Below are 25,511 nucleotides of genomic sequence, written 5' to 3'. Positions count from 1 at the left end.
CTGAAACAACATACCACCGGCGTTCGGGTCAATATAGGCCCATGCGACTGCGGGTTGCAGCAGAACCAGCAGTAGGCAGGACTTGGCGACGGAAAGAAAAGAATGCTTCGTCATGATGTTGGTGCCGGTGCCTCAGCGCCGCCAGACCTTGCGATTCACGAAATCGGTGTAGCTCATGATGATGCGCAGTACTTTGTCGGCGACATTGGCCGGCGCGTAGTCATTTACCAGTCGCAGCAGTCTCGCGTCACCGCGCGGCTGCGCCTCGACAATAGGTATGGCCTGTTTGATTCGTTCTAGGCTAAGGCCAACAAACATCACAGCACCCTCTTCAAATCCCTCGGGACGCTCATGGACCTCGCGGAGATTGAGTGCCGGAAAATTGAGTATGGACGATTCTTCGGTAATGGTTCCGCTGTCAGAAAGCACGACTTTGGCGCCTAGTTGCAGCTTTACATAGTCTAGAAAACCGAAGGGCTTGTGGAACTGCACCAACGGTGACACCTCAGCGCCGAGGGCGTCCATGCGCTTGCGAGTGCGCGGGTGGGTGGACATGATGACGGGCAAACCATATTGCGCGGCAAGACCGTTGAGGACGTCTATCAGCAACTGCAGGCGTGCCGGGTCATCGACGTTCTCCTCCCGGTGCGAGCTGACGACGAAATACTGGCGATCTTGCAAGCCCAGATTCTGCAATACCGATGAGGCTTCGATCCCGATTCGGTAGTGCTCAAGGACCTCCCGCATAGGGCTGCCGGTGCAGATGATCTGATCGGCAGGCAAACCCTCGCGAAGCAGGTACTCTCGTGCGATCTGGCTGTAGGTGAGATTGATGTCGGCAGTGTGATCGACGATGCGTCGATTGATTTCTTCCGGCACGCGGAAATCGAAGCAGCGGTTGCCGGCTTCCATGTGGAAGATGGGCACCTTCCGCCGCTTTGCCGAGATGGCTGCCAGGCAACTGTTGGTGTCGCCGAGGATCAATAACGCTTCAGGGCAATGCTGCTCAAGCGCTTGATCGGCGGACATGATGACTTTACCGATAGTTTCGGCCGCATTGGCGCCGGCTGCCTCCAGGAACTGGTCGGGCTTGCGGATACCTAGATCACTGAAGAAGACTTCATTGAGTTCGTAGTCATAGTTCTGACCTGTGTGCACCAGCACATGCTCGCAATGTCTATCCAGCAAGTCGATGACGCGCGAGAGTCGGATGATTTCCGGACGCGTGCCAACGATTGTCATGACCTTCAGCTTAGCCATTTGCAGCCTCACGCACGATGTCCAATTGCATCAGAACTTCCTTGACCTCGGGTACGGTCAATCTATGAGTGCTGTGTGAGGTGTAGTCTTCAATCTTGGAGATCTCAGTCTCACCTTCGACGAAAAACTTGTCGTAATTCAGGTCGCGCGAGTCAGCAGGGATGCGGTAGTAGCCACCAAGGTCCTCTGAGCGAGCCATTTCTTCTCTCGACACCAGCGATTCGTACAGCTTCTCTCCGTGGCGTGTGCCGATGATCTTGACGTCGCGAATATGCCCGGTGATCTCCATCAATGCCTGCGCCAAATCTCCAACCGTAGATGCAGGGGCCTTTTGAACGAAGATATCCCCGGGACGGGCGTTTTCAAACGCATAGAGAACCAAGTCCACCGACTCTTCAAGCGACATCAAGAAGCGAGTCATGTTGGGATCGGTCACGGTGAGGGCCTTGCCAGTCGCCAATTGGCCGAGGAACAGCGGGATGACCGACCCTCGTGACGCCATGACGTTGCCGTAGCGTGTGGCCGAAAGCACTGTCTTGGCAGGGTCGCAAAGTCGACTCTTTGCCACCATCAGCTTTTCCATCATGGCTTTGCTGAGGCCCATGGCATTGATTGGGTAGACAGCCTTATCCGTGCTCAACACGACGCAGCGGCTGACGCCCTGAGCAATGGCGGCGCGCATGACGTTCTCTGCTCCCAACACATTCGTGCGGACAGCTTCCATCGGATAAAACTCGCACGACGGCACTTGCTTCAGCGCAGCAGCATGGAACACATAGTCAACGCCGCTCAGTGCGTCGTGGATGCTGTCGTAGTTGCGCACATCGCCGATGTAAAACTTAACCTTGTCGTTGTTCAATGCGATGCGCATGTCCTCCTGTTTCTTCTCGTCGCGGCTAAACACGCGAATCTCTGCGAAGTCTGAGTTCAGGAAGCGGTTGAGCACGGCATTACCGAATGAGCCGGTGCCGCCTGTGATGAGTAGTACTTTGTCTTTAAACATTGCAAATGAAGATTGAAGTAGAGGGAGCGCGGCGTCAACCGAAGGCATGCATGCGGCGAACCAATTCCGACCACGCCGGCGGCTGGTACCCCGTTGCCATTCGGAAGGGGGTCGAGAGCAGAGACCGGTCAATAACGACGCTATCATCTGGGGCGATGTCGATCGTGTGCCTGTACTCGCTTGCCACCAACCTAAGCAACTCAAGCTTGCTGATCGGATCTGCAGAGACTTGATAGAGACCAGTTAGTTCTGGCCGTGGCAAAACACAGTCACGCACTATGCGAGCCAATTCAACAGTCGGGAAGCCGGAAAACACCGCTCTACTAAAACCGCGCACACTACCCTGCTGAGAAAGAAACCATCCGACCAAACCATGTGCGCTTGCAAGCTCGTGACCAATGATTGAAGTGCGCAGCGTCACGGCATGTGCTTCATCGACGACTTCACCAAGCAACTTGGACCTGCCGTATAAGTCTTGCGCGTCTGGTGCATCCGTTTCCGCGTAGAGACCGACCCGACCGGAAAAGACGCAATCCGTGCTGATGTGAACGAGTCGGGCGCCGACCAACCTACAGAGCCTAGCAAGGCGGTGAGGCAACATCGCATTGATTGGCAAAGCCATCAGCGGGTCGTCGGCATCGGCCAACTGCTTTACGAGGCCTATGCAGTTAATCACCACGTCAGGCCGCACGTCGCCGAAGAGCTTTGCCAGGGAATCTGGATTCTCGACGTCAACCCCAACGTGCACGCGTGGGCGTAGATCTTCGCGAAGCAGACGTACGCCCGCCGGGCTGCGAGCCGAACCGGTGACATGGTACCCGGGGCTGTCTGCGAACAGCCGGAGCATGGCGTTACCCAGCATTCCCGTGGCACCCAAGACCAGCACACTGCATGCGTTTGTGTCATTCATCAAAATTCAACTCCTTGAGCTTCGCATTATTGCAGCTGTGCCATACGAGCATCGATTGCCAGCTGGAGATGTGCGATCAGGGATTGGGTTAGGCGTTGCGGCGCAAAGTGCTGTTGGTAGTAGGCGCGTCCTGCAAAGCCCATTGCATTCCGGACAGCTTGCGTGCGAGCTTGCAGTTCACGGAGTGCCACTGCGAGGGCTGCCCCATCGCCTGCAGCGCAACTTACGCCGGCACCAGCCTCAAGGACGATGCGAGCACCCTCTCCATTGAGCGCAGCTACGATGGGGCGGCCGGCGGCCAGATAACTTTGAAGCTTGCTAGGAATGGTCAAGTTCATGGCGGAGTCGTTAACCAAACTCACCAATAGCGCTGAAGCTTGGGCAAATATTGCCGGCATTTGTGAGGATTCAAACCGCCCTGGGAGCCTAACGTTTGTGAGGCCTCGGCGTTCAACCTCCTCTTCCAGCCATTTGCTACGTTGACCACTTCCAATCAGCCAAACACGGATGTCTGGTAAGTCTCGCAAATGCTCCGCTGCGTCCAGGACAGAATCGAGTGACTGTGCGGTGCCCAAGTTTCCGGCGAACACTAAGTTGAAAGCGCCATCTAGAAGCAATGCCGGTGGAGTGGGCGAATCGCCAACGCAGTTCAGGGCATTGCCCGCTTCCCCGGGATTCGGGTGGTAGCGGATGGGCGTTTCAGCGCTCAATTGCCGGACAGAAGCTTCGAACGCTTTGGACTGGACCAACAATAGATCGCATCGAGCGTAAATCCAGGAGACTACTTTGGCCACGGCAGCCAAGGCTCGAGGGCTCTTGACGTAGCCAGTCGCCTCAAGGCTTTGCGGCCAGAGATCTTGTATCCAAGTAACAAGAGCGCAACGCTTAAGCTTTGCCAGCCAAACAGCAGCGATTGCCTGCAGGATGGGCGACGTACCATAAACCAGAATGGCGTCGAATTTTTGATGTCGAAGGCGCCACACGCCAATTGTTGACGCGCTAACTATGAATGATAGGTAGTTTGAAACCAGACGTAGCGCCCCGCCACGCCCACGCGGCACTAGTGGTACTCGAAAAACTCGCAGGTCTTGGTAATGTTCGACAGTTGTAGCATAAGAGCGATATCCTTCGAATATGAGGCCGCCCGGATAATTTGGCTGACCAGTAAGAATGGATACTTCGCAGCCGGCTTCACTTAAGTCGCGGGCAACATCATTGATTCGAAAACTCTCTGGCCAGAAATGCTGACTCAATATTAAAACGCGCAGCCCAGAATTGGTCGCCGAATTGTCGCTGATCGCAGCGATTGGGCTACTAGGGCTGGCCATGTGGTTCACCAGTATGCAAAGGTGCAACGGAATTCCATAGATCCAAGGGCGTGCTGAGTTGGATTGGTGGGTCGGTTTTCAAAAGAAAACGCTTCACGGCGCGCATGATGGATACTTCAGACATAGGGTCAAAAGTCTGCACAGGTTCACAAACGTCACGAACATAGTCGGACTCTGGCGCAAGTATTGGAAGCCCGTATTGGCTCGCTTCGATAAGCGGCAATCCAAATGATTCCGTAATGGAGGGGAAAATTAGAGCGTGTGTATGACGATATAAGCTCAAAATCTGATCGCGTGGCATTTGTCCAAGGTTGTGAATCTCTACGCTGCTTTCGCTACTAAGTTTATCGAGTTCGGCAATCAATAAATGATCGCGCTCGCCAAGTGTGACTGCAAGGCGTGGCTTCAAACCTTGGCTTGCGAGTAGCTTCCACGCCGCAAAAAGCCTCCTATGGTTCTTGTGCGCTACGCCATCTGACACATAAACAAAGTCCCAGAATTGACTTTTAGAAGTCTCATTTGGCGTGTCCGCCCGGGGCTGAATATCAAACTGGTCAATGAAAGGGCATACATGGATCAATTTGTCCGAGCAGCCACGCGTATGACTGTCGAGCCAAGTGGAAAGGTCACGAGCCATGCTCGGAGTTTGCACGATGTATTGATGAACCCGATGGCTGAAGGTTCGGCTTATCCAGCGCTCAATGCCTATTCTTAGTGCCACCCGTGAGCTTAATTGCGGTAGGGACCTTGAATCTATGTAGATTCTGTTCTGCTGGAAAACCACAATCCGAGCTGCATTCGAAAGGATTGGGGGTAGGCCATGGAAACACAACACTGTATCTCCTGCACGACTGATAGATTGGAGCAGACGCTCTGCTTGGGCGCGCGAAAAAAACTTAGGCTTTACCCAATAAACCCGAACATGTGACGGTAGCGAAAAGCTACCCTTGGCGCGCTCATCAAGAAATGCAATATGGCCCTTGCCGGCTGGCCAAACTTCGACCAACGCGCGAAGGAGTACATGTCCGCCACCAGTATGAATGTTCGGTGCATAGAGTATTAGGGATTTGTTCATCCCCGCTCACCTCGGCAATCAAGATTGGCAGCCCTGGAAAAGGCCCAACAAGCCTCGATGCAGTGCCAGCAAAAAACATTCATTTCACTGAATTTCCGTTAAAAATCTCTGATGCGAAAAATAAGGCTTTGCGGTCGTCAAATTGAAAGCGTTGCTGAAGAAAACTTACCTGCCGGAAAGTATGCCTTCGAGCCCTTTTGCATGAGATTTAAGAAAAGTGTGGGCCGACAGACAAACAAGAAGAGTAACGAGTACCGACAAAAAATAGACCAACAGTACTCCCATTGAGTGACCTGTAACCAATGGCGTACAGAGTTTGCGAACGAGGGTCAGTAGCGGTTCGTGCATGGCAAAAACAAAAAAGCTGCTTGAGCCCAGTGCAATAAAGACGCGCTCGAGCAAAGTATGACTGCTTGCAAATCGAGAGAAGCGCATGATGCAAACAACTCCGATAAGTATGCCTATTTTGTGAGCCGGGGACTCAAGATCAGCGTTCTGTATGAAAGCTAGGGCCGAGCAAAGCAGTAGGTACGCTATGCCGACAATCGGGCCGCCGAAACGATCTAGCACAAAGAAGTCTCGGCCGGCCGCGGCAATGAACGCGCCGGCGGAAAAAAAGAACAAGCCTCCAATGGAAACTGGCAGCGCACTGTCTGGCAAGACTATCCACGCAAGCAGTAGTACTGTCAAATAAGCGACACCACCATTCTTCAAAAGTAGTCGAATGATCGGAGTCAATACAACAATAAAAATTAAGTCACGTACAAACCAAAATTGATACGCGGCCGGCGGACGACCTATTCCGAGCAATGCACTGAAAAACTCCCGCACACCATAGTCGGAAATGGGCTTATTGCCGCCGGAAAAGAATCGAGCTGTGTACGGAAGAAGCTCGGCCCCCCAAAACAGGCCAAGCGTAAGCAAATTCCAAATCAAGAATGGGATAAGCAGACTTCGCGATCTCGCCTTTAGCTTGCTCAGGTATTGGATTGTAGTTCCACTAAAGTTCAAGAAAAAAAGGTAGCCGGATATTGCAAAAAACAGCGGGACAGCAGTCCTGGCAAACTCGTGCGAAAGTAGGTGAATAATAAACTTCGCTAACTCAAACGCCCACAGGGGTTTGTCACCTGCCGGGGGTAAAGCGGTAGTTGCACCGCTTGCATGAATGAGCACAACGCCAACGATGAGCGGAAAGCGCAGGGCGTCAATGCGCTTGGAACTCAGCTGCGAGAGCATATGGTCTGATGCCTGTTATTTGTGTGGGCACTTGATAGTAGTTCAGCGCTTCATGCCTTTGCGCTCAATCATTTGCTTTGAGATAAAGAAAAGAATGATGAAGAATGCCAGGCAAGTTTCGCCGGACTGAAAAACTTGATTGTTGGCCGGTATGTAATAAAAAAGCACGAGCAATAGATAGAAGAAGGTGATCCATTGTGGTGCGGCCGTTCGCATCGCCATTCCCCAGCTGAGGGCAAAGAGGTAGGCAAGTAAAGCCATCACCACTAGAGTACCCAAAACACCGAAGTCAGATGCCAGCCAGGGGTAAATGGAATGCCACAGCAGAAACATTGGCCAAGAATGGTCTCGCTCCAAAATTCCGGGCAATGACGAGTTTACAAAAAAATCACCGCCCATAAGCGCATCTGCATTCCGAGCCAGAAACATTGAATGACCAAATCCCATGGTTGACGGTGAATCGATCTCAAGAGCCAGTGACAATGCAAAATAACCTTGCACTACGTAGCGGCTCAATGATTCAAAAATTATCCTGCCGCTCTCCGGGAGTAGGTTTGAAATAAAGTGATCACCAGAGGCCTGTAATACTGCCAGCCCAGTAAAGAAGCTTGAATATTCGGTGCCGCTACCTTCCCGCTGCTGCTGTCCTTCACCGAAGAAAAAGAGAAATCCCGTAAACATCGCGATAAATGCTATAGGTGCTACAAATTTAATTCTGGGTATTCTTAATGTGCCACAAGAGAAGGCGAGGGCTATGAGCCAGGGCAGCGTTACTACAAAGTCTGCGATTCCCTTGTTGGTACCTGTTGAGATATAGAGGCTCAGATTGAAGGCAATCGCTAGGGAGCTAATAGTCCTTTCAGCAATCGTCATTTTTCCCCAATACACCACTGCGAGTGGGAATACAGCCGTCAGGAAGTATGACAATAGCATTCTTAGGTATTCGACAACAACGAAGGCGTTTCCTGTGTCTAGTCGTTCGAAGTTCTCGTTGTATGCGACCCCGGCACTTTCTACGCCACGGAAAATATCTGGGTACCAGTTGCCGGTTCTGGATAGCGACGATGGTATGGCCATAACAATGGTTATGATCGTGGCTACCTTCAGAAAACTGATTCCAGACTTTACTCCGGCCGCGATGTCCTGAGGCGACTGCGTCGCGCGGTCAACTGTGTTCCATGCAAGCATATAGCCTGCGGCAATTGCGATTTGTGCCGTGGCTAAGAATGTCCAGAGCTTGGCTGGGTGTTCAACCTCCCAAGGCCATGGTCCGTAGAAAAACAGAAAGACTGTCAGGCTCAAATAGAGCTGAAAGAAAATAAGGGGGGCAAGCCAGCGCCGCCGAAATTGCTGTGCAGACAACATACCTATGTTAGCTCACCAAGCTCTTTGCTTTTGCGGCAAAGGCATGCAGAGGTTTGCTGACTATGTTGCGAAGCAGTAGTGCTTTTGTGCTCAGCTTCGAAAGCGGCGGGTGTAGTTCGCACGCCAACCGGTATCGGCTCAGTCCTTTTCGAATTTTTCCTGCCCGCAGTAAGTTTCGGGTGATTAGAAGGTTTGCGTAGGCGTATGCTTCGGATTTTCTGCTCAGCAGACCGCTGGGAAGGTTGTCGGCAGAGTAGTAACCATCAAGCACTGTGATGTATTCTTCGCTGACCCTTTCAGAGATCTCCTTGTAAGAAATAGAGGCGCTGTGCAGTCGATACTCGGCTAGAGCTTCATTGATGAATTCAAATTTCCCCGTGCTAGCGAGCCTCATCCAGAATTCTCGATCGGGAGCAAGGCGCAACTCCGATTTCCATCCGCCTATCTTTCTGAATGCTTCGGTTCGAAAAATGGCGCCGGGTCCAATATGGCATTCTTGTTGAATTACCAGCTTCTCCAAATCAAAAGGCAGGCATACATTCTTCTTGATGGTCTCCGAATTTTCATTGATTAAATTCGAATTTGGATAGACGCAGGCTATGCTGGGGTCTCGCTCGAGAACCGCGATCAATCTGGAAAAGGCTTGCGGATGTAGTTTGTCATCTGAGCTTAGATAGCTCAAGTATTCACCGTTGGCGGCACCCCAGCCGCGATTGAGTGTGGTTGCCTGGCCCGCATTTTTTTGATTAATTACCGTGATTCGATGGGCGTACTTTTCGAGTAATTTCTCTGTGCCGTCAGTTGAGCCATCGTTGATTACGATATATTCTACGGATGTGTAGTCTTGGCTCAGGACGCTTTCTATTGTTTCCTCAAGATAGTTGGCCTGATTGTAGGTGGGGGTGACTATCGTGAGTAGAGGGTTTGTCTTGTTCATTTAAAACTCTGATGTTTTGTGGTTTCGGAGTTTTTGGTGCTTGCCAGGTGGGCTTGGGCTAGTGTTGCTATGCCGATCGTTACAAGCACAGTGGCTAATGCATATTTGTTGAAGACCATGTCGGTTGCGAGCAGCGAAAACCCAATGGCTTCAATCGCTAACACTGCGATTGTTTGTCGTGTGAAGAAGAGTTCTGGGCCGAAGTCTAATTTTTGTTGGCAGAAATAGAACATTAATGCGGTGTCCACTGTCGCTCTCACCAGCCATGCGGCAGCTGCACCATAAATCCCAAAGTAATGTGTCAAAACAGCCAGTAGTATCAGGAATGGGAGAACTTCTGCAACGTGTATGAGGGCTGTTGTCCGTGCTTGGCCTCGCCCTTGAAGCACTGTGTGTGGAATGTGAGCCAGGGCATTGATGAAAACGCCAAGGCAAAACAACTGCATTAGGCCTGCGCTAGCCTTCGCAAAGTCCGTGCTTATCCATGCTTGAAGTATTTCAAATGAAAAGTAGGCGATTGATAGCGTCGGAACCAGCATGGCTACGCTCAGTAGATGGAGTGTCTTGCTGAGTAGTACGAGCTCGCTGCTTGTGTCTTTTGAAGACTTGCTAGCAAAGATTGGGAACAGGGTCGCTGTCAGGGCACCCGGGATAATCCAGAGCTTCGTTACAAGTTCGTGTGGCGTGACATAGTAGGTTAGTGCTGCGGCAGAAATCATTGCGCCGACTGTGAATCGGTCGGCATACCCCATTAGCGGGCTGACGATATTACTGACGGTCATCCAGCCGCCAGTCGTGCACAGTGGCCGGAGTAGCTTTCTGTCCCATTCCATAGTCCCCCGCGCGCCGTCGAAAATGGCGCGAGCGTACACAGCGTGTACAGCGCATGCCAAAATCCTACCTAGGCATAGAAAGGCACAAATTGCGTCAAGACGTGGGCCAAACCAAGAAAGTGACAACAGCGGGCCGACAAAGGTAAATACGCCCATAGGCACGCGTATCAGGTTGATTACGCCGAATCTATGATTGGCCTCTAATGCGCCGCGAAACCCCGAGGTTAGGGTGATTGCTGGCATGCATAAGGCTAGAATTAACAACGAACGTTGAACGTCCGCCTGCAAGTCTGCTGTGCCCGTAAATGTCTTGGCCCATGGTGCCAATGAAGCCAGCAATACTGCTGCGATGCCGCCAAGTGACAGCAGCAGATAAGATGCGGTCACGGTCATGCGCCATCCTTCCTGGCGACGACCGTCAACCATTAATGGGGCCAGTTGCTGCGTCAATGCGCGCCCCAAGCCTAGGTCGAATAGTCCGAAGTAGCTTACAACTGCCCAAACTAAGGTGAGCAATCCGAAGCGCGTATCACCAAGCCCAGAAATAAGTGCGGGAATTGATATTGCAGCGACTGCAAGTGGCGCTCCTAAACCGATGAGGTTGTATATGGTTGATCGGCCTAGCCTCATGGTTGTTTCGGGGTCATCGATTCAATTTCAATGGGGGCTGCTGCGCCAGTTGCGCAGCAGCGTGTAGGTTTGGCTTGTTTGAATTTCTATCAGTTTTGCTCAACTTGAGGGGCGTCTTCTGTTTGCCCATTTTGTTGGTTTGACAAAGGTGCTGGCCTTCTCCCGCGAAGAAGCAACCAGAGAATGGCGGCTGCCAAACCGATGAAATATGCTGCAATCATGACCCTGGATCTTTTTGGCGCGCTCTTCTTTTCAGGGGGCTGTGCAACGTCAATGACTTGCAAAAGTCCGCCTTCGCGAGCTTCGTCGACCCGTGCGGTTTCGTATTGGCGGGCAAACAGCTCAAATAGTGTTTCTTGATATTTGAATTCTCTATACTTGGTGATGTAGTCGGTTTGCGAAGTAGAACTATGGCTACTTTCGTTGATATTGAGCTCTTTACGGAGTGTTGCGACCAAAGCTGCCTGCCGCATGACTTCAGGAGCGGAGCTAGAGAGTGACTGTTGTGCGGCGGTCAATCGAGCTTCTGCTGAGGTAATTTCAGCTTTGAGCTTTGCGTATATTTCTGCGGCTGCTTTCGGCTCCGCTCGTAGTGCGCTGGCGTTGTATCCGCTTGCCTGTAGCGCTTCCTGCGCAGCGCTGAGTTTCGCCTGGGTGGTTTTTAGAAGATTGTCAAAAAACACGCGACGCTGTTGCGCTTCGGTGATGGCTAGTGTTGCAATGAACTTAGCGAGTTCCTCCACATGTCCATTGGCCAAGGCCGCAGCTCGTTCTGGTGATCGATCGTCAACTTCGACTGCGATGATGCCGTCACGCTTGCTTAACGAAGCGCGTACGTTTTGCTGAAGCTCTCGCCTCGCATCGATTTTTAACTTTACGTCGTAGGCTTCTAGCAGCTTGAAACGTTCAATCAATCGTTCCTGTACCGTGGCACTCTGCATAAGTGCAACATATTGGTCTGCGGGCGTTTTCATGCCGCCGCCGCCAGCCAGATTTGCCAGGGCGCCGAGGGAGGCAACTGCTGCGTTGGTTCCGCCGGGCGTTTGAGGCGGGAGGAATGAGGTCCTCGCAGTAAACGTTGGCGGAATTAAGTAGGACACGGGCAAAGCAAGTAGTGCTATGCCGATGGGGGCAATTGCGATCACGCGCCAATGTTTTTGAACCAGGCTCGACAGTGGTGATGCGCTCGCGGTGGCACTTGTTGAAGGTGCCGTACTTGGGGTAGTAGGATTTGTCACTTTGTCAGTGTTCTGATTGCGGCGATGCCTAATCCAAATTGGGCAAAAATCTGTGTCCATTCTTTTGCCTCTTGAATGAAGGTGGTCTTATTCAATTCCTCGGGGACAAAGACTGTGTCGCCGGGCTCAGCGCTTACGCCGTCAAGTCCTCCTCCACCCATCAGCCATCCTGTTCGTTGCCTCGCACTCACGACACTGCCATTTGCTCTGAGCACGAACAAACTGTTTGTGTCCGCTCCGCGGGTTGTACCGCCCGCTAGTTTCAGGAAATCAGTAATCGTGCCTCCGTTGATGTGGAGATAGCTGCCCGCGTTGAATACGCTGCCAAATACGCCGACTGTTGTTGGTCTGGATGGAATACTTAGACGGTCTCCGTCTTCCAGTTGTAGGTCAGGTAGGTTGGCGGCACCTGGGGCTAGTTGGAGAACGACGCGACCATTTGGTCGGAGACTTCTTAGCCGTTCAAGGAGCTTGGTTGAGTTTTGCGCCCTTGCCGCTTGGGCGATTGATTCATCGGCTGAAATTGCCTTTTGAGTTGACGAGCTTCGGGAGAGTTCAGTCTCGAGGTCGCGCAAGACGCGATCATAGTTTTCCTGCTGAAGGGTGCGAACGCTTTCCCGATTAAACTCCGTACCGTATAGAAAGGCTCCCGTTGTTAGGCCGCCAGCGGCCTTTAAGGCATCGGAAACGGTGCTATTCGCCGGCAGAATATACTCTCCAGGACGATGTACTTCGCCCTCGACCTTGATGCGTCTGCTCTGCCGGTGTTGAGGCAGGGATGTATCGACTGCGCTAAATGCACGCAGCAGATCACCATTCCGTGGTTGCTGTTGCTTTTGTTGGGGCAGTGCCAATTCACTTATTCGGACGTCGTTGCGCGTGTCTAGGTGCTCAATAGCTAGTCTGCTGCGATCGGCCACTGCAGTGAATCCTCCAGCCATGGATAGCAGGCTATCAATATTCTCACCTGGCTTAATCTCGAAAACTGCTGGTTTGTTAACGCTGCCAATCAGCGCGACTTGCACTCCTACGGGACCGATGTGAATTACATCTTCGGCCTGAAGAAGGCGATCTGCTGATTTATTTCCATTGATCAGAAGTTCGTAAAAGTCAAACGTGGTAATGGATTTTCCGCCCCGGCGAAGTTCAATTTGGCGAAAGCTCCCGGCTGAAGATGGGCCGCCAGCATGCATCAAGGCATTTACTAGGGTTGATAGGCTATTGACCGTGTAGGCTCCAGGGCGCTGAGTGAAGCCGGTGACATAGATTCGAATGCTGCGCAACCGCCCGAGCGATACGCTAAGCTTGTAATTTCGGAATACTTGGGCTACACGCTTGTCAATGGCTGCTTCAAGATCGGCATAGCGTAGGCCTGCAACCATGATTGGGCCAACTCGTGGGAGCGTGATGCGGCCGCTTCGATCGACGGTTAAGCGTAGGTCGGCGTCTACTGAGCCCCACAAGCTGACCTGGAGTTCGTCTCCGCTGTTAATCAAATAGTCCAGTGGAATTTGGCTGCTGGCTTCCTGCGCAAAATTGCTACGCTCATTTGGACTCATCAGCTCGGAGCCAAATCGCCGTATCTCAACTGTTCCTCCGGCACTCCGTTGAACATACCGCTCAAATTCTCCTGGTTGATAGGGCGGAGGCAGCGGTGTAGATTTCTGCTGGTCGCTTCGGGCGGAGGCGTTGGTTTGAATGCTTTCTTCGCGTGCATCAACTCCGCGATTGGGCGATTGCAGTCGGATCGGTCCGGATTCGACTGCAACCTCGGCCGCATGGGTGGGTGACGCAACAACAACTAGCGCCAAGATTTGACCAGCGATCAGTATTCGCGATCGTGTTCCTCGTTTCAGGAAGCTAGTGCACTGGGTCGTAAAACCCAAAACCGCGCCGTCGCAACTTCTCGACGGCGACGATTTCCAAGAATCGTAGTACTTCATAAGATTTCGCTTGCTGTAGCTTTGCATGCTGTTTTCACCAATAGACCACCTGTGCACCCTTCGGGATTCTAGCGTTGCCTGGCATTCCGCTGTGGTGACTGGGCTCGTTTCGATTTTGTTGACCTTGATGCAAGGAACTGCTGCATAGAGCCTCCTATCCGTGCAGGCCTCGTTCTGGTGTGCTGTGTTGAACCCGCTGCGCTATCGGCAATTGGTTTTGTCGCGTTTCGCGGCGCGTTTGCCGCCTCCTCGGCGGCTTTCACGTTTTGCGGGCGTACTTTCGCCTTCGTCGATCTCAATTGGCGCCGCACCCATCACTGGTTGGAAAGCGCACACTGAGTCGGCAGCTGCGTTGTGTTCATTGGCAAGCCGCGATAGCGCAACCTCACATGGCCTATCTGGGACTTGATCACCCTGAACGGGTGGTCCCGATTTGGCCTAGATGCTCGTCTTCAGGCGGTCCAACTCATCAATCTGGCGACTCGACTCGGAGCTTGAATCGGTTTCGTTGACACTTCCACCTAACGAAGGAAGTGTTCAATGGGAACAGCAGGACCAAGAAAAGTTCACCGTTACGTGCTGAGTTTCAAGCTCAAGGCGGTGCTGATGAGCGAGCAGCCAGGGGTGCTGATCAAGGGCGTGGCGGAGTCCTTGTGCATTCATCCCTTCATGCTGTCCAAGTGGCGCAAGCAAGTGCGTGATGGCGAGCTGTCCGGCCCCATCGAGCCGGTTGAGCCCGCAGCAGTGGCGGAGCTGCGCCGGCTGCGCGAAGTCAAGCAGCAGTTCAAGCGTTTGCAGACGGAGCACGATCTGCTAAAAAATGGGATGCTGCCGATTCCATGGACACCGACCTAAGCTCGATTAGCTTGCTCGAACTGTACCGGGCTGACATAGCCGATAGTTGAATGACGCCGAGTCGGGTTGTAGAACCGCTCGATGTAGTAGAGCACTTCAGCCCTTGTCTCGTCTCGCGTTCTGTAGACCTTGCGTGCAATACGTTCGGTCTTCATTGAGCTGAAGAAGCTCTCCATCGCTGAGTTGTCCCATACCTCGCCTGCGCGACTCATGCTGCAGGTGATGCCATGGTCCTTGAGCAGTTGCTGGAAGTGGCCGCTGGTGTATTGACTGCCCTGATCCGAATGATGCAAAAGTGTCAGCGGTTTGCCGCGACGCCAAACAGCCATCATCAGCGCATCCGCCACCAGCTGTGATGTCATGCTGGCCAGCATCGACCAGCCCACTGCGCGGCGTGAGAACAGGTCCAGCACCACCGCCACGTACAGCCAGCCTTCGGCCGTCCAGATGTAGGTGAAGTCCGCCACCCACTTCTGATTCGGCCCCTCGGCCTTGAATTGTCGATCCAACACATTGCTCGCGGCATCGCTTCGTTGGCTGTCATCCTTGGGTAGGCCGCGCCGCCTGGGCCTTGCACGCAGCGCTTGCTGCTGCATGAGCTTCTCGATCAGGTGCAGCCCACAGTCCACGCCACTGGCCAGCACGTCGCGCCAGACCCGGCGAGCGCCGTAGGTGCGGTCACTGTCCAGAAAGCTCTGCTTGACCTGCTTGCCGATGCTCTCATGGGTCAGGCTGCGTTGGCTTCGCGGCCTGTTCAGCCAGGCATAAAAGCCGCTGCGCGAGACACCGAGCGCCCCGCAAATCACCACCGCCGGCCAGACCCCTCGGTGCTTCGCCACGAACTCGAACTTCACAGTGAGTCCTTGGCAAAGTAGGCCGCGGCTTTTTTCAGGATGTCGCGCTCCATCTTGAGCTTGGCCACTTCCTTCTTCAGCCGCTCAATCTCGGCCTGCTCAGGCTTCATCACGCCTTTACCTGGGAATGCCTGCTGCGGATCGGCCGCCACCTCGCGTATCCAAGTCCGCAGCATCGTCGGGTGAATGTCCAAGTCCCGCGCTGCCTGCGTGATCGACACGCCGCGCTCTTTGACCAGCTTCACCGCCTCAACTTTGAACTCCCGGCTGAATTGCCTTCATGTCCCCATAACCAACCTCCGATTTCACTTCACACCTTAACAAGGTGTCCATGAAACCGGCAGCAGCCCACTATCCTCACAGTTCGCTCACGCGCCTCAGTTGAGAGCTTGTTCGATTTGTTCATGGCTCTGTCTTCTCAAGAGTTGGCGCCGCCTCAAAAACCTTGGCGATTCAATCCCTGGCGCTGAGCCCCTTGTGGCACTGGCTACACTCCTGCGCATGGCTCATCTTTTCGTCCCATTTTTCATCTCCTGCCTGATTACGCTCTTGGTCATTCGATCGGCCCGTACGCATGGGCACTTCTCAGCCGATACGGACTTGAGTGGCCCCCAGAAATTTCACGCAAGACCGGTGCCGCGTATTGGTGGTGTTGGCATCTTTTTGGGCATGGCTGTCCTGGCACTGTTGACCTGGAAGGTGGGCAGTGAATCGGATGCGCGCCTGGGGCTTCTCTTGCTGCTTTGTGGCTTGCCCGCTTTCGCGGCGGGTTTGATTGAAGACATCACCAAGAGTGTGTCGCCGGCCAAGCGTTTGCTCGCGACGGCTGTGTCTGCGGGCTTGGCCTTTTGGCTTTTGGAAGCCCGCATCAGCCATACCGATGTGCCGGGCCTTGACTGGATCGTCAGCAGCACCCTCGGCGCGCTGGTGGCTACGGTTTTCACCGTGGCCGGCGTGGCCAATGCCATCAACATCATCGATGGTTTCAATGGGCTGTCGTCGATGTGCGTCAGCTTGATGCTGTTGACATTTGCCTATGTGGCTTACCAAGTTGGAGACCCTGAGTTGGCTTTGTGGGCCTTGGCGGGCATCGGGGCTGTTCTGGGCTTCTTTGTTTGGAATTTTCCGGCGGGCCTGATTTTTCTCGGGGATGGTGGCGCTTATTTCATGGGCTTTTTGCTGGCCGAGGTGGGCATACTGCTGATTGCACGGCACAGCCAGGTTTCCCCTTTGTTTCCTTTGATGGTCTGCGTCTACCCGGTCTTTGAGACGGTGTTCTCCATTTACCGACGCCGCTTCATCCGGGCCACGCCGCCGGGACTGCCAGACGGCATCCATTTGCATTCGCTGATCTATCGCCGCCTGATGCGCTGGGCCGTTGGAGCCCGGGATGCGCGCGCGATGACGCGCCGCAATTCCATGACGGCGCCTTATCTGTGGATGTTGTGCGTTTCGTCCTTGGTGCCGGCGCTGTTGTTCTGGGATTCCACCTTGATGCTGGCTGCATGCATGCTGGTTTTCGGCGTGACCTATGTGGCTCTTTACTGGCGCATCGTCCGTTTCCGTACGCCCAAGTGGCTGGTGTTCAAAGGGGACGTGATGGGACGCTCGCCGCAGCGAACGGGCGGTAAATCCGAGTAATGCGCTCGGATGTCGGATAATCGGGGAATGACCGAACCCCAAATCATCGAAACCGCCATCCCTGATCCCACGCCTGCTCGCTTCGACACGCTGCCGCTCGACGCCAAGCTCTTGCGTGCTGTGGCGGATTCAGGCTATGCCTTGATGACGCCCATTCAGGCCAAAGCGATCCCGATCGTGCTGGATGGTCGCGATGTGATGGGGGCCGCCCAGACGGGTACAGGCAAGACCGCTGCTTTTTCCATCCCTCTGCTGCAGCGCATGCTCAAGCACGAGAACGCGAGCGCTTCGCCGGCTCGACACCCGGTACGTGCGCTGGTGCTGGCGCCCACGCGAGAGCTGGCCGACCAGGTCGCCAACAACATCAAGGCCTATGCCAAACACACCAATCTGCGTGTGACCTGCGTGTTCGGCGGCATCGACATGAAGCCGCAGACCCTGGTGCTCAAGGGCGGCGTGGAAGTGTTGATTGCCACGCCCGGGCGCTTGCTCGATCACATCGAAGCCAAGAATTGCGTCTTGAACCAGGTTGAGTACGTGGTTCTCGATGAGGCCGACCGCATGCTGGACATTGGCTTTCTGCCCGATCTGCAGCGCATTCTCAGCTACCTGCCCAAGACCCGTCAGACCTTGTTGTTCTCCGCCACGTTCTCTCCGGAGATCAAGCGCCTGTCGCAAAGCTACTTGCAAGAGCCCGTGCTGGTCGAGGTTGCGCGCCCCAATGCCACGGCCACCAATGTGGAGCAGCTGTTCTACAGCGTGACCGATGACGACAAGCGTGCCGTGGTGCGGCAGGTGCTCAAGCAGCGCGAGATCGGCCAAGCCATTGTGTTCGTCAACTCCAAGCTCGGCGCGGCGCGTCTGGCGCGTTCTTTCGAGCGTGATGGCCTTCGCACGGCGGCGCTGCATGGCGACAAATCGCAGGATGAACGTCTGAAGTCGCTCGAAGCCTTCAAGCGTGGTGAAGTGGATCTGCTGGTGGCCACCGATGTGGCTGCGCGCGGCTTGGACATCGCCGATTTGCCGGCCGTATTCAATTTTGACGTGCCCTTTAATGCCGAGGACTATGTTCACCGCATCGGCCGTACCGGTCGGGCGGGTGCTTCGGGTGTCGCCGTGACCCTGGTGACCCGGTCAGATGCGCGTCTGGTGGGTGATATCGAGAAGCTGCTCAAGCGCACCTTGGACCTGCAAGCCTTCGAGCTTCAAGATGAGCGTGGTCCGCGTTCGGATCGTCAAGGTGAACGTGGGGAGCGTGCTGAGCGCCCGGCTCGCCCGCGCCGCGAGTTCGAGCCGCAAGCCGAGGCCGCTGCGTCTGTGGCCGCGCCGCGGCCGGCCTATCGTCCGCCGGCGCCGGCACGCGATGCATTTTTTGACAAGCCTTATGAGGCCAGCAGCCGAGATGAGCCGCCGGCCTGGGATAAGGGCACACCGGCAATGCCGCGTGCCTTGTCCAGCAATATCAAGCCCAAGAAGCGGGTGGCGGCTTTGTTCGGCGCCAAGGCTCCGGCCGAATCGATCGAATCCTGATCGGCACTAGGACTGCGCCGCCGAAGCATGTAGGCATGCTTCGGCGGCGTTTTTCATGGGCGGTTCAGGCGAGCAGGGCAAATACGGCAGGCACCTTGTCGGGCATGCTTTCGCCCGAGCTGCGCCAGTCTGCGACTGTGGCGCTGCGCGTCCATCCTTGTGCCAGGCTCAGCCCGCAGCTGATGGACAAGCGTGTTTGCGGGCGCAGATTGAGCAGCAGGGCCTGCAGCAGCGCAGTGTTGCGATACGGCGTCTCGATCATCAGCTGGGTTTGCTGTTGACGCGCGGAAAGGCTCTCCAGTTCCTTGATGCGGATGGCGCGGGCGGGGGCTTCCACGGGCAGGTAGCCGACAAAGGCAAAACTCTGACCGTTTAGGCCGCTGGCCGACAAAGCCATCAGCAAGGCGCTGGGGCCGCTCAGTGGCAGCACCTCGATATCGGCATCGTGGGCTGCGGCGACAAGCAAGGCGCCCGGGTCGGCCACGGCCGGCAGGCCAGCCTCGGAAATCAAGCCCATATCGTGGCCGGCCAGGGCCGGGGCCAACAAGGCTTGCCAGGCCTGGTTCTGGTTGACCAGGTCGCCGCCACGGCCCTTGGGTGGGCGCGGTAGCTCCTTGATCTCCAGGCTTTGCAGTGCTTGGGCGAGCGGCACCACTTCATCAACTCGCTTTAGAAAGGCTCGGGTGGTCTTGGCGCTTTCTGCGGCCCAGAAACCCAGGCGAGCGGCAGTTTCGATCACATGCTGCGGCAAGACTTCCTGCAGTGCCACGGCTGCACCCTCGACGCCGAAGTCCAAGGTGTTGGGGACCAGATAGAGGCGACCTTTTTTCATGCCTTCACTCCCGCGGCGGCCAGAGCTTGCAAAGGGTCCAGGCCGGCCGCGCGCAGCAGCTGGCTGGTGCGAATCAGGGGTAGGCCGATCAGGGCAGTGGGGTCATCCGATTCGATGGCGGCAAGCAGGCTGATGCCCAGGCCTTCCGATTTGGCGCTGCCTGCGCAGTCATAGGGTTGCTCGGCGCGCAGGTAACTTTCGATCTCGGTTTCATTGAGATCGCGAAACACCACATGCACGGGGGCCAGGTCTTGCTGGCTGAATCCGGTGGCTTCGCAGACGACCGCCACGCCGGTTTGAAACACGATGCGGTGCCCGCTCATGCGTCGCAGCTGTTCACAAGCGCGCTCATGGGTACCGGGCTTGCCGATCGACTCGCCGTTCAGGTCGGCCACTTGGTCCGAGCCGATCACGATCGCTTGCGGGTGCAGGCTCGCCACCGCCTGGGCCTTGGCCAGGGACAGGCGGGTTGCTAAGGCCGCCGGGGCTTCGCCGGGCAGGGGGGTTTCATCGACCTCGGGCGACTGCTGCTCGAAGGGCAGGCGCAAGCGCTCCAGCAGTTCGCGACGGTAGCGCGACGTGGAAGCCAGAATCAGTTGGCGGGGTGGTGTGAGGGCGGGGGGGCTTGTGTGCATGGTTGGATTTTCGCACCCTGCGTGTCACTGGCGGGGCTAGGGTCGGTCGGTGTGCAGCTCGGCTCGTACACTTGCGGGCATGAAAGCGCATGAATTTGATTCTCGAAAACTGGACGTCCCGGCCTTTGCTCGCGACGCGGGCCTTCTGCAAGGGGAGTGGCCGGCTGCGCAGCTGAGCCGCTTGGCCGAGTCGGCGGCCCCGGAAACGCCGGTCGGCAGCTGGCCGGCTGTGCAATGGTCGCTTCAGGGTGAGCGGCGTGAAGAGAGTGGGTCGACACCTCAAACCTGGCTTCACCTCGAAGCCTCCGCCGAGATCAGTCTGACTTGCCAACGTTGCCTGCAGCCGGTGCGCGAGGCCATGAGCTTGGCGCGTTCTTATCGCTTTGTGCGCGACGAAAAGGAAGCCGCCGAGCTCGATATCGACAGCGAGGAAGAGGTCTTGGCCTTGACGCGCAGCCTCGATGTGCAGGAATTGGTCGAGGACGAGTTGCTCTTGTCTCTGCCCTTGGTGCCGCGGCATGAGCAATGCCCGCAGCCCTTGCATGTGCCTGCCGATGTGGCCGAACTGAGCGATGAGGAGGCCGCTGCATCCGAGCGTCCCAACCCCTTCGCGGCGCTGGCGGCACTCAAGAAGAAGTGATTTGGGGCCTCGCTTGCTGAAAGCGGATTGAGTGTCTTCTTCATCGGTGCTACAATCGCGGGCTTTCCCCGGTCCGAGAATCAAAGTAGCGTGCCGTGAGTGCGAGCCAGTCCATAGTGCTGGTCAACGTGCTTGCAAACCGCTCGCGCATGGTGCGCTTGATGCTCGCGACGCTTGTGTACACAGCAATCGCGGCGCCCGGGGTGTGCAGGTCGCAGGTCTGCGTGGGTTGATCGCTTCGGTTCAACTCGTTTCCAGGCCACAGCGCCTCAATCACCGGAGCCTTAGGAGAATTTCATGGCCGTTCAGCAAAACAAGAAGTCGCCTTCCAAGCGTGGCATGCACCGTTCGCACAATGCCCTGGTTACCCCGGGTACTGCCATTGAGCCGACCACCGGCGAAGTGCATCTGCGTCACCACATCAGCCCCACCGGTTTCTACCGCGGCCGCAAGGTCCTGAAGACCAAGGCTGACGCCTGATCGACCCCGACTGGCGCGCCAGCCTTTGGGTGGCGCGTTGATCCAACGATCTGCTGTGATCACGAATTCCCGGCCTGTGCTTTGTTGCAGTGCCGGGTTTTTGTGTTTTCTGCGTGCCTTGTTGTTTGGCGTGTTTGTCGACCGCTCGGTGCCGCATGGCCTGACATATTGGCTTGATCCACTCGGCTGGGCGGGCGCGTGCGCGCCGCCGGGCCTGAGTTTTCCTGTCAGGCTGAGTTCGCTTGTCCGGCCTTCACCTGGGTTGCTGTGATGTCTTCTGTCGATTCCCGTCTGCCCACTCAGCCTTCGCCGCCAGCCCAGCCTCTGGCTGTGGTGCGCCTGGCCATCGATTGCATGGGTGGCGATCATGGCCCCTCGATCACCTTGCCGGCCTGCCAGTCTTTTCTCGCCAAGCATCCGCAGGCCGAGCTGCTGCTAGTCGGTTTGCCCGAAGCGCTGGCGGAAGCTGCGCAGTGGCCGCGTTGCCGCATCGTGCCAGCCAGTGAGGTGGTGGCCATGGATGACCCCGTCGAAGTGGCACTGCGCCGCAAGAAGGACTCGTCCATGCGTGTGGCCATCAATCAGCTGAAGTCAGCCGATGGCGGCCTGCCGCAGGCCGACGTCTGTGTCTCGGCCGGCAATACCGGCGCGCTGATGGCGGTGTCTCGCTATTTGCTGAAGACCCTGGACGGCATTGATCGCCCGGCCATCGCCTCGGTCATGCCCAATCAGCTGGGCGGCTACACCACCATGCTGGACCTCGGTGCCAATGTCGATTGCTCGGCCGAGCACCTGCTGCAGTTCGCCCTGATGGGCAGCGCCCTGGTGGCTGCGGTGGACGGCAAGCCTGAGCCCCGTGTTGGCCTGCTCAATATCGGCGAAGAAGTCATCAAGGGCAGCGAGACCATCAAGCGAGCCGGTGAGTTGCTGCGCGCATCGGCGGCAGCCGGTCAGCTGAACTTCTACGGCAATGTGGAAGGCAATGACATTTTCAAGGGCACAGTCGACCTGGTGGTTTGCGACGGTTTCGTCGGCAATGTGGCCCTCAAGACGGCCGAAGGCCTGGCCACCATGATCATCACCATCATCCGCGAGGAGTTCGGTCGCAGCTGGCTCAGCAAGGCCGCCGCGGCCCTGGCCATGCCCGTCCTCAAGCGCTTCAAGGGCCGGGTGGACCACCGCCGTTTCAATGGCGCAGCCCTGCTGGGTTTGCGTGGGCTGGTCTTCAAGAGCCACGGCTCAGCCGACGCCTTCGCCTTCGAGACCGCTTTGAACCGGGCGTATGATGCCGCCCGCAACCGGCTGCTCGACCGGGTTCACGACCGAATCATTGCCACCCTGCAAGCCGCGCCCGGCCCTGACGCCGGCGTTGTGGGCAGCGGAGCTGGCGACTCAGGAGACAAGGCGGCCTCGGTCGCCCAAGCTGCATGACCATCAACCTCAGCGCCACGAATACCCCTGTTTCTGCTTCTTTGCCTGCGGCATCGGCCGCACGCTTCGCCCGCATCATCGGCACCGGCAGCTATTTGCCGCCCCGACGTTTGAGCAATGCAGAGCTGGCTGCCCAGCTGGCAGCCGATGGCATCGAAACTTCGGATGAATGGATCGTCGAGCGCACCGGCATCCATGCCCGTCATTTCGCGGACGATGGTGTGACGGCCAGCGATTTGGCTTTGCCGGCAGCCCAGGCGGCCATCGCTGCGGCGGGCATTGCCGCTGCTGAGATCGATCTGATCATCGTCGCCACGTCCACGCCGGACATGGTGTTCCCGTCCACGGCCTGCTTGCTGCAGCACAAATTGGGCATTGCCGGCGGCGCGGCCTTCGACGTCCAGGCCGTCTGCTCTGGATTCGTTTATGCGCTGACGGTGGCCGACTCGATGATCCGCACCGGCGCGGCCAGCAAGGCCTTGGTCGTGGGCGCGGAAGTGTTTTCGCGCATTCTTGATTTCAAGGACCGAACCACCTGCGTTCTGTTTGGTGACGGCGCCGGCGCGGTGGTGCTGAGCGCCAGCGACATGCCTGGCATCCTCGCCACCGAGCTGCATGCCGACGGCAAGCACTCGGGCATTCTCTGCGTGCCCGGCCATGTCTCGGGCGGCAAGGTCAGTGGCGACCCGCTGCTGAAGATGGACGGTCAAGCCGTGTTCAAGCTGGCCGTGGGCGTGCTGGAAAAGGTGGCGCGCTCGGTGCTGGAAAAAGCCGGCCGCAGCGAAGAAGACATTGATTGGCTGATTCCCCACCAAGCCAATATCCGCATCATGCAAGGCACGGCCAAGAAGCTGAAGCTGCCGCTGGACAAGGTGGTGGTCACGGTGGATCAGCATGGCAACACCTCGGCCGCCTCCATCCCGCTGGCGCTGGATGTGGCGGTGCGCGACGGCCGCGTCAAGGCCGGTGACACTGTGATGCTGGAAGGCGTGGGTGGCGGTTTCACCTGGGGTGCCGTGCTGCTGGACTTCTGATTCGGCAGGTCTCGCATCGCCGTCTTGCCTCCGCTCCATTCCCGAGTTATTTCTTCTCTCTACATACGATCATGAGCGCAAAGTTCGCATTCGTTTTTCCGGGCCAGGGCTCGCAAACCGTGGGCATGCTGGACGCCTGGGGTGATCACCCGGAAGTCGTCCGCACCCTGGTCGAGGCTTCCGAAGCCTTAGGCGAAGACATCGGCGCCCTGATCAAGGTCGGCCCGAAAGAGCAGTTGGACCTGACCACCAACACCCAGCCCGTCATGCTGACGGCGGGTATCGCCTGCTACCGTGCCTGGATGGCCGAAACAGGCTTGGTGCCCGCGGCTGCGGCCGGTCACTCGCTCGGCGAGTACACCGCCCTGGTGGCTGCCGGCGCCCTGAGTTTGGCCGAAGCCCTGCCTCTGGTGCGTTTCCGGGCGCAGTCCATGCAGCAGGCGGTGCCTGTGGGTGTGGGCGCCATGGCGGCCATCCTGGGTCTGGACAGCGCGGCTGTGATCGAGGGTTGCGCTGCCGCTGCCGCTGCCACCGGTGAAGCCGTGGAGGCCGCCAATTTCAATGATCCCAAGCAGACCGTGATCGCCGGCACCAAGGCCGGTGTCGACAAGGCCTGCGAGTTGCTCAAGGCGGCCGGTGCCAAGCGGGCGCTGTTGCTGCCGGTGTCGGCGCCGTTCCATTCCAGCCTGATGAAACCTGCAGCCCTGGCCTTGCAAGCTCGTCTGGCGACAACCGAGTTCGCTGCGCTCCAGTTTCCGGTCATCAACAACATCGATGTGGCCGCCGTCGGCGACGCCGCAGGCCTGCGTGATGCCTTGTTCCGCCAGGCCTTCGGCCCGGTGCGTTGGGTGGAGGTCGTGCAAGCACTCAAGGCCCAGGGCATTCAGCATGTGCTGGAATGCGGCCCGGGCAAGGTCTTGGCTGGCCTGGCCAAGCGTGTCGATGCCGAGCTGATCAGCGCCACCGTGCTGGATCCGGCCAGCCTGACCGAAGCACGCGCCCTGCTGGGCTGAGCGCTGCCCCGCCTGCCTTCTCCACAGAACCCGCAAGAAGATCATGACTGACACGACAAGCAGCAGCACCCCACAAGTCGCCCTGGTCACCGGTGCCAGCCGCGGCATCGGCCGCTCCATTGCCATGACCCTGGCCGAGCAAGGCTACAAGGTCATCGGCACCGCCACCAGCGAGGCCGGTGCCGCCGCCATCGGCGAAGCCCTGGCGCCTCTGGGTGGATCGGGGCTGGTGCTCAACGTCAATGATGCGGCCGCGGTGGATGCAGCCGTCGATGGCATCGTCAAGGCCCATGGCGGCCTGCATGTGCTGGTCAACAACGCCGGTATCACCCGCGACACCCTGGCCATGCGCATGAAGGATGACGATTGGGATGCCGTGCTGGACACCAATCTGAAGGCCGTGTTCCGCATGAGCCGCGCGGTCATGCGTACCATGATGAAGCAGCGTTATGGCCGCATCATTAGCATCACCTCGGTGGTGGGCGCCTCGGGCAACCCAGGCCAGGCCAACTATGCAGCGGCCAAGGCCGGTGTGGCCGGCATGACCCGTTCGCTGGCGCGCGAGCTGGGCAGCCGTGGCATCACGGTCAACTGTGTGGCGCCGGGTTTCATCGCCACCGACATGACCGAAGTGCTGCCCGAAGCCCAGAAAGCGGCGCTGCTGGCGCAGATTCCCGTGGGGCGCCTCGGCGAGCCGCGGGAAATTGCGGAGGCAGTTGCCTTCCTGGCGTCACCGAAGGCCGCCTACATTACCGGCAGTGAACTGCACGTCAACGGCGGCATGTTCATGAACTGATTGATTTGCGAT

The 25,511-nt window shown here is 56.9% G+C and carries 23 protein-coding genes and 1 pseudogene; 9 read left to right on the top strand and 15 right to left on the bottom strand.

Annotated elements, in window-relative coordinates; genetic code table 11:
* Window positions 1-132: 132 nt before the first annotated feature.
* From wecB to LNV28_RS22185, 12 genes and pseudogenes are all read right to left on the bottom strand, one after another.
* Window positions 133-1,260, bottom strand: a complete 1,128-nt coding sequence (gene wecB / locus LNV28_RS22240) for a non-hydrolyzing UDP-N-acetylglucosamine 2-epimerase (protein ID WP_263520335.1) — start codon at window positions 1,258-1,260, stop codon at window positions 133-135.
* The gene (locus LNV28_RS22235; RefSeq protein ID WP_263520334.1) at window positions 1,253-2,263 is read right to left on the bottom strand and encodes a polysaccharide biosynthesis protein; all 1,011 of its coding nucleotides are present in this window, start codon (window positions 2,261-2,263) and stop codon (window positions 1,253-1,255) included. Before LNV28_RS22235 ends, wecB begins: the two co-directional genes overlap by 8 nt.
* Before the next feature lie 34 nt (window positions 2,264-2,297).
* Entirely contained in the window at window positions 2,298-3,173 is an 876-nt protein-coding gene (locus LNV28_RS22230) for a dTDP-4-dehydrorhamnose reductase family protein (RefSeq protein WP_263520333.1), read from the bottom strand.
* A 26-nt stretch (window positions 3,174-3,199) separates the two neighbouring features.
* Window positions 3,200-4,501, bottom strand: a complete 1,302-nt coding sequence (locus tag LNV28_RS22225) for a glycosyltransferase family 4 protein (protein ID WP_263520332.1) — start codon at window positions 4,499-4,501, stop codon at window positions 3,200-3,202.
* The gene (locus LNV28_RS22220; protein ID WP_263520331.1) at window positions 4,488-5,576 is read right to left on the bottom strand and encodes a glycosyltransferase; all 1,089 of its coding nucleotides are present in this window, start codon (window positions 5,574-5,576) and stop codon (window positions 4,488-4,490) included. The genes LNV28_RS22225 and LNV28_RS22220 overlap by 14 nt, the downstream gene beginning before the upstream one ends.
* Before the next feature lie 165 nt (window positions 5,577-5,741).
* Window positions 5,742-6,812: an acyltransferase gene (locus tag LNV28_RS22215; protein WP_263520330.1), complete on the bottom strand. Its 1,071-nt coding sequence runs from the start codon at window positions 6,810-6,812 to the stop codon at window positions 5,742-5,744.
* Between the two features lie 42 nt (window positions 6,813-6,854).
* Window positions 6,855-8,177 (bottom strand): hypothetical protein, encoded by a 1,323-nt coding sequence (locus LNV28_RS22210; RefSeq protein WP_263520329.1) that lies wholly within the window; start codon window positions 8,175-8,177, stop codon window positions 6,855-6,857.
* A 7-nt stretch (window positions 8,178-8,184) separates the two neighbouring features.
* The gene (locus LNV28_RS22205; RefSeq protein ID WP_263520328.1) at window positions 8,185-9,114 is read right to left on the bottom strand and encodes a glycosyltransferase family 2 protein; all 930 of its coding nucleotides are present in this window, start codon (window positions 9,112-9,114) and stop codon (window positions 8,185-8,187) included.
* Window positions 9,111-10,577, bottom strand: coding sequence for a flippase (locus LNV28_RS22200; RefSeq protein WP_263520327.1), 1,467 nt, complete (start codon window positions 10,575-10,577; stop codon window positions 9,111-9,113). Before LNV28_RS22200 ends, LNV28_RS22205 begins: the two co-directional genes overlap by 4 nt.
* A gap of 89 nt (window positions 10,578-10,666) precedes the next feature.
* Window positions 10,667-11,875, bottom strand: a complete 1,209-nt coding sequence (locus tag LNV28_RS22195; protein WP_263520326.1) for a GNVR domain-containing protein — start codon at window positions 11,873-11,875, stop codon at window positions 10,667-10,669.
* On the bottom strand, window positions 11,812-13,785 hold the full coding sequence (locus LNV28_RS22190) for an SLBB domain-containing protein (RefSeq protein ID WP_263520325.1): 1,974 nt from the start codon (window positions 13,783-13,785) through the stop codon (window positions 11,812-11,814). Before LNV28_RS22190 ends, LNV28_RS22195 begins: the two co-directional genes overlap by 64 nt.
* 287 nt (window positions 13,786-14,072) lie before the next feature.
* Window positions 14,073-14,217 (bottom strand): annotated as a pseudogene (locus LNV28_RS22185) (IS5/IS1182 family transposase); the annotation flags it as partial.
* Window positions 14,218-14,298: 81 nt separating this feature from the next.
* Here LNV28_RS22185 and LNV28_RS22180 point away from each other — a divergent pair.
* Window positions 14,299-14,613, top strand: coding sequence for a transposase (locus LNV28_RS22180; protein ID WP_263520324.1), 315 nt, complete (start codon window positions 14,299-14,301; stop codon window positions 14,611-14,613).
* Here LNV28_RS22180 and LNV28_RS22175 read toward each other — a convergent pair.
* Window positions 14,610-15,712, bottom strand: a protein-coding gene (locus tag LNV28_RS22175; RefSeq protein WP_263520323.1) for an IS3 family transposase whose coding sequence is annotated in 2 segments (ribosomal slippage) — window positions 14,610-15,496 and window positions 15,496-15,712 — 1,104 coding nt in all. Because the reading frame shifts where the segments join, the coding sequence is not laid out codon by codon here. The two genes, LNV28_RS22180 and LNV28_RS22175, sit on opposite strands and share 4 nt — an antisense overlap.
* A gap of 256 nt (window positions 15,713-15,968) precedes the next feature.
* Between LNV28_RS22175 and LNV28_RS22170 the strand changes: the two genes are divergently transcribed.
* Together LNV28_RS22170 and LNV28_RS22165 are read left to right on the top strand one after the other, a co-directional pair.
* Window positions 15,969-17,108 carry an MraY family glycosyltransferase gene (locus LNV28_RS22170; RefSeq protein WP_263520322.1) on the top strand — a complete coding sequence of 380 codons (1,140 nt, stop codon included), beginning with the start codon at window positions 15,969-15,971 and terminating at the stop codon, window positions 17,106-17,108.
* Window positions 17,109-17,135: 27 nt separating this feature from the next.
* The gene (locus LNV28_RS22165; RefSeq protein ID WP_263520321.1) at window positions 17,136-18,638 is read left to right on the top strand and encodes a DEAD/DEAH box helicase; all 1,503 of its coding nucleotides are present in this window, start codon (window positions 17,136-17,138) and stop codon (window positions 18,636-18,638) included.
* A 64-nt stretch (window positions 18,639-18,702) separates the two neighbouring features.
* On the opposite strand, the gene LNV28_RS22160 is transcribed toward LNV28_RS22165, so the two are convergent.
* Window positions 18,703-19,470, bottom strand: a complete 768-nt coding sequence (locus tag LNV28_RS22160) for an SAM-dependent methyltransferase (RefSeq protein WP_263520320.1) — start codon at window positions 19,468-19,470, stop codon at window positions 18,703-18,705.
* On the bottom strand, window positions 19,467-20,105 hold the full coding sequence (locus LNV28_RS22155) for a Maf family nucleotide pyrophosphatase (protein ID WP_263520319.1): 639 nt from the start codon (window positions 20,103-20,105) through the stop codon (window positions 19,467-19,469). The genes LNV28_RS22160 and LNV28_RS22155 overlap by 4 nt, the downstream gene beginning before the upstream one ends.
* Before the next feature lie 79 nt (window positions 20,106-20,184).
* Here LNV28_RS22155 and LNV28_RS22150 point away from each other — a divergent pair, with 79 nt between their 5' ends.
* The 6 genes from LNV28_RS22150 to fabG all read left to right on the top strand — a co-directional run bounded on the left by LNV28_RS22150 (window position 20,185) and on the right by fabG (window position 25,499).
* Entirely contained in the window at window positions 20,185-20,745 is a 561-nt protein-coding gene (locus LNV28_RS22150) for a YceD family protein (protein ID WP_263520318.1), read from the top strand.
* 297 nt (window positions 20,746-21,042) lie between these two features.
* Entirely contained in the window at window positions 21,043-21,225 is a 183-nt protein-coding gene (rpmF, locus tag LNV28_RS22145) for a 50S ribosomal protein L32 (protein ID WP_009552540.1), read from the top strand.
* 330 nt (window positions 21,226-21,555) lie between these two features.
* Complete coding sequence (plsX, locus tag LNV28_RS22140; RefSeq protein ID WP_411970014.1) at window positions 21,556-22,656, top strand: phosphate acyltransferase PlsX; 1,101 nt, start codon at window positions 21,556-21,558, stop codon at window positions 22,654-22,656.
* A complete protein-coding gene (locus tag LNV28_RS22135; RefSeq protein WP_263520316.1) occupies window positions 22,653-23,690 on the top strand; it encodes a beta-ketoacyl-ACP synthase III in 1,038 nt (345 codons plus the stop codon). The genes plsX and LNV28_RS22135 overlap by 4 nt, the downstream gene beginning before the upstream one ends.
* 71 nt (window positions 23,691-23,761) lie before the next feature.
* Window positions 23,762-24,703 (top strand): ACP S-malonyltransferase, encoded by a 942-nt coding sequence (fabD, locus tag LNV28_RS22130; RefSeq protein ID WP_263520315.1) that lies wholly within the window; start codon window positions 23,762-23,764, stop codon window positions 24,701-24,703.
* A 43-nt stretch (window positions 24,704-24,746) separates the two neighbouring features.
* On the top strand, window positions 24,747-25,499 hold the full coding sequence (gene fabG / locus LNV28_RS22125; protein WP_263520314.1) for a 3-oxoacyl-ACP reductase FabG: 753 nt from the start codon (window positions 24,747-24,749) through the stop codon (window positions 25,497-25,499).
* The last annotated feature ends 12 nt before the right edge of the window (window positions 25,500-25,511 follow it).

Origin of the sequence: Paucibacter sp. DJ2R-2 (assembly GCF_025717675.1) — a bacterium.
GTDB lineage: Bacteria > Pseudomonadota > Gammaproteobacteria > Burkholderiales > Burkholderiaceae_C > Paucibacter_A.
The sequence above is the reverse complement of the archived record's forward strand: the minus strand, read 5'-3'. Positions and strand labels throughout refer to the sequence as shown.

Excerpts from the sequence above, each read along its gene's own strand:
- wecB (WP_263520335.1), bottom strand. The coding sequence starts at position 1,260 with ATGGCTAAGCTGAAGGTCATGACAATCGTTGGCACGCGTCCGGAAATC.
- LNV28_RS22235 (WP_263520334.1), bottom strand. The coding sequence starts at position 2,263 with ATGTTTAAAGACAAAGTACTACTCATCACAGGCGGCACCGGCTCATTC.
- LNV28_RS22230 (WP_263520333.1), bottom strand. The coding sequence starts at position 3,173 with ATGAATGACACAAACGCATGCAGTGTGCTGGTCTTGGGTGCCACGGGA.
- LNV28_RS22225 (WP_263520332.1), bottom strand. The coding sequence starts at position 4,501 with ATGGCCAGCCCTAGTAGCCCAATCGCTGCGATCAGCGACAATTCGGCG.
- LNV28_RS22220 (WP_263520331.1), bottom strand. The coding sequence starts at position 5,576 with ATGAACAAATCCCTAATACTCTATGCACCGAACATTCATACTGGTGGC.
- LNV28_RS22215 (WP_263520330.1), bottom strand. The coding sequence starts at position 6,812 with ATGCTCTCGCAGCTGAGTTCCAAGCGCATTGACGCCCTGCGCTTTCCG.
- LNV28_RS22210 (WP_263520329.1), bottom strand. The coding sequence starts at position 8,177 with ATGTTGTCTGCACAGCAATTTCGGCGGCGCTGGCTTGCCCCCCTTATT.
- LNV28_RS22205 (WP_263520328.1), bottom strand. The coding sequence starts at position 9,114 with ATGAACAAGACAAACCCTCTACTCACGATAGTCACCCCCACCTACAAT.
- LNV28_RS22200 (WP_263520327.1), bottom strand. The coding sequence starts at position 10,577 with ATGAGGCTAGGCCGATCAACCATATACAACCTCATCGGTTTAGGAGCG.
- LNV28_RS22195 (WP_263520326.1), bottom strand. The coding sequence starts at position 11,875 with ATGGACACAGATTTTTGCCCAATTTGGATTAGGCATCGCCGCAATCAG.
- LNV28_RS22190 (WP_263520325.1), bottom strand. The coding sequence starts at position 13,785 with ATGCAAAGCTACAGCAAGCGAAATCTTATGAAGTACTACGATTCTTGG.
- LNV28_RS22180 (WP_263520324.1), top strand. The coding sequence starts at position 14,299 with ATGGGAACAGCAGGACCAAGAAAAGTTCACCGTTACGTGCTGAGTTTC.
- LNV28_RS22170 (WP_263520322.1), top strand. The coding sequence starts at position 15,969 with ATGGCTCATCTTTTCGTCCCATTTTTCATCTCCTGCCTGATTACGCTC.
- LNV28_RS22165 (WP_263520321.1), top strand. The coding sequence starts at position 17,136 with ATGACCGAACCCCAAATCATCGAAACCGCCATCCCTGATCCCACGCCT.
- LNV28_RS22160 (WP_263520320.1), bottom strand. The coding sequence starts at position 19,470 with ATGAAAAAAGGTCGCCTCTATCTGGTCCCCAACACCTTGGACTTCGGC.
- LNV28_RS22155 (WP_263520319.1), bottom strand. The coding sequence starts at position 20,105 with ATGCACACAAGCCCCCCCGCCCTCACACCACCCCGCCAACTGATTCTG.
- LNV28_RS22150 (WP_263520318.1), top strand. The coding sequence starts at position 20,185 with ATGAAAGCGCATGAATTTGATTCTCGAAAACTGGACGTCCCGGCCTTT.
- rpmF (WP_009552540.1), top strand. The coding sequence starts at position 21,043 with ATGGCCGTTCAGCAAAACAAGAAGTCGCCTTCCAAGCGTGGCATGCAC.
- LNV28_RS22135 (WP_263520316.1), top strand. The coding sequence starts at position 22,653 with ATGACCATCAACCTCAGCGCCACGAATACCCCTGTTTCTGCTTCTTTG.
- fabD (WP_263520315.1), top strand. The coding sequence starts at position 23,762 with ATGAGCGCAAAGTTCGCATTCGTTTTTCCGGGCCAGGGCTCGCAAACC.
- fabG (WP_263520314.1), top strand. The coding sequence starts at position 24,747 with ATGACTGACACGACAAGCAGCAGCACCCCACAAGTCGCCCTGGTCACC.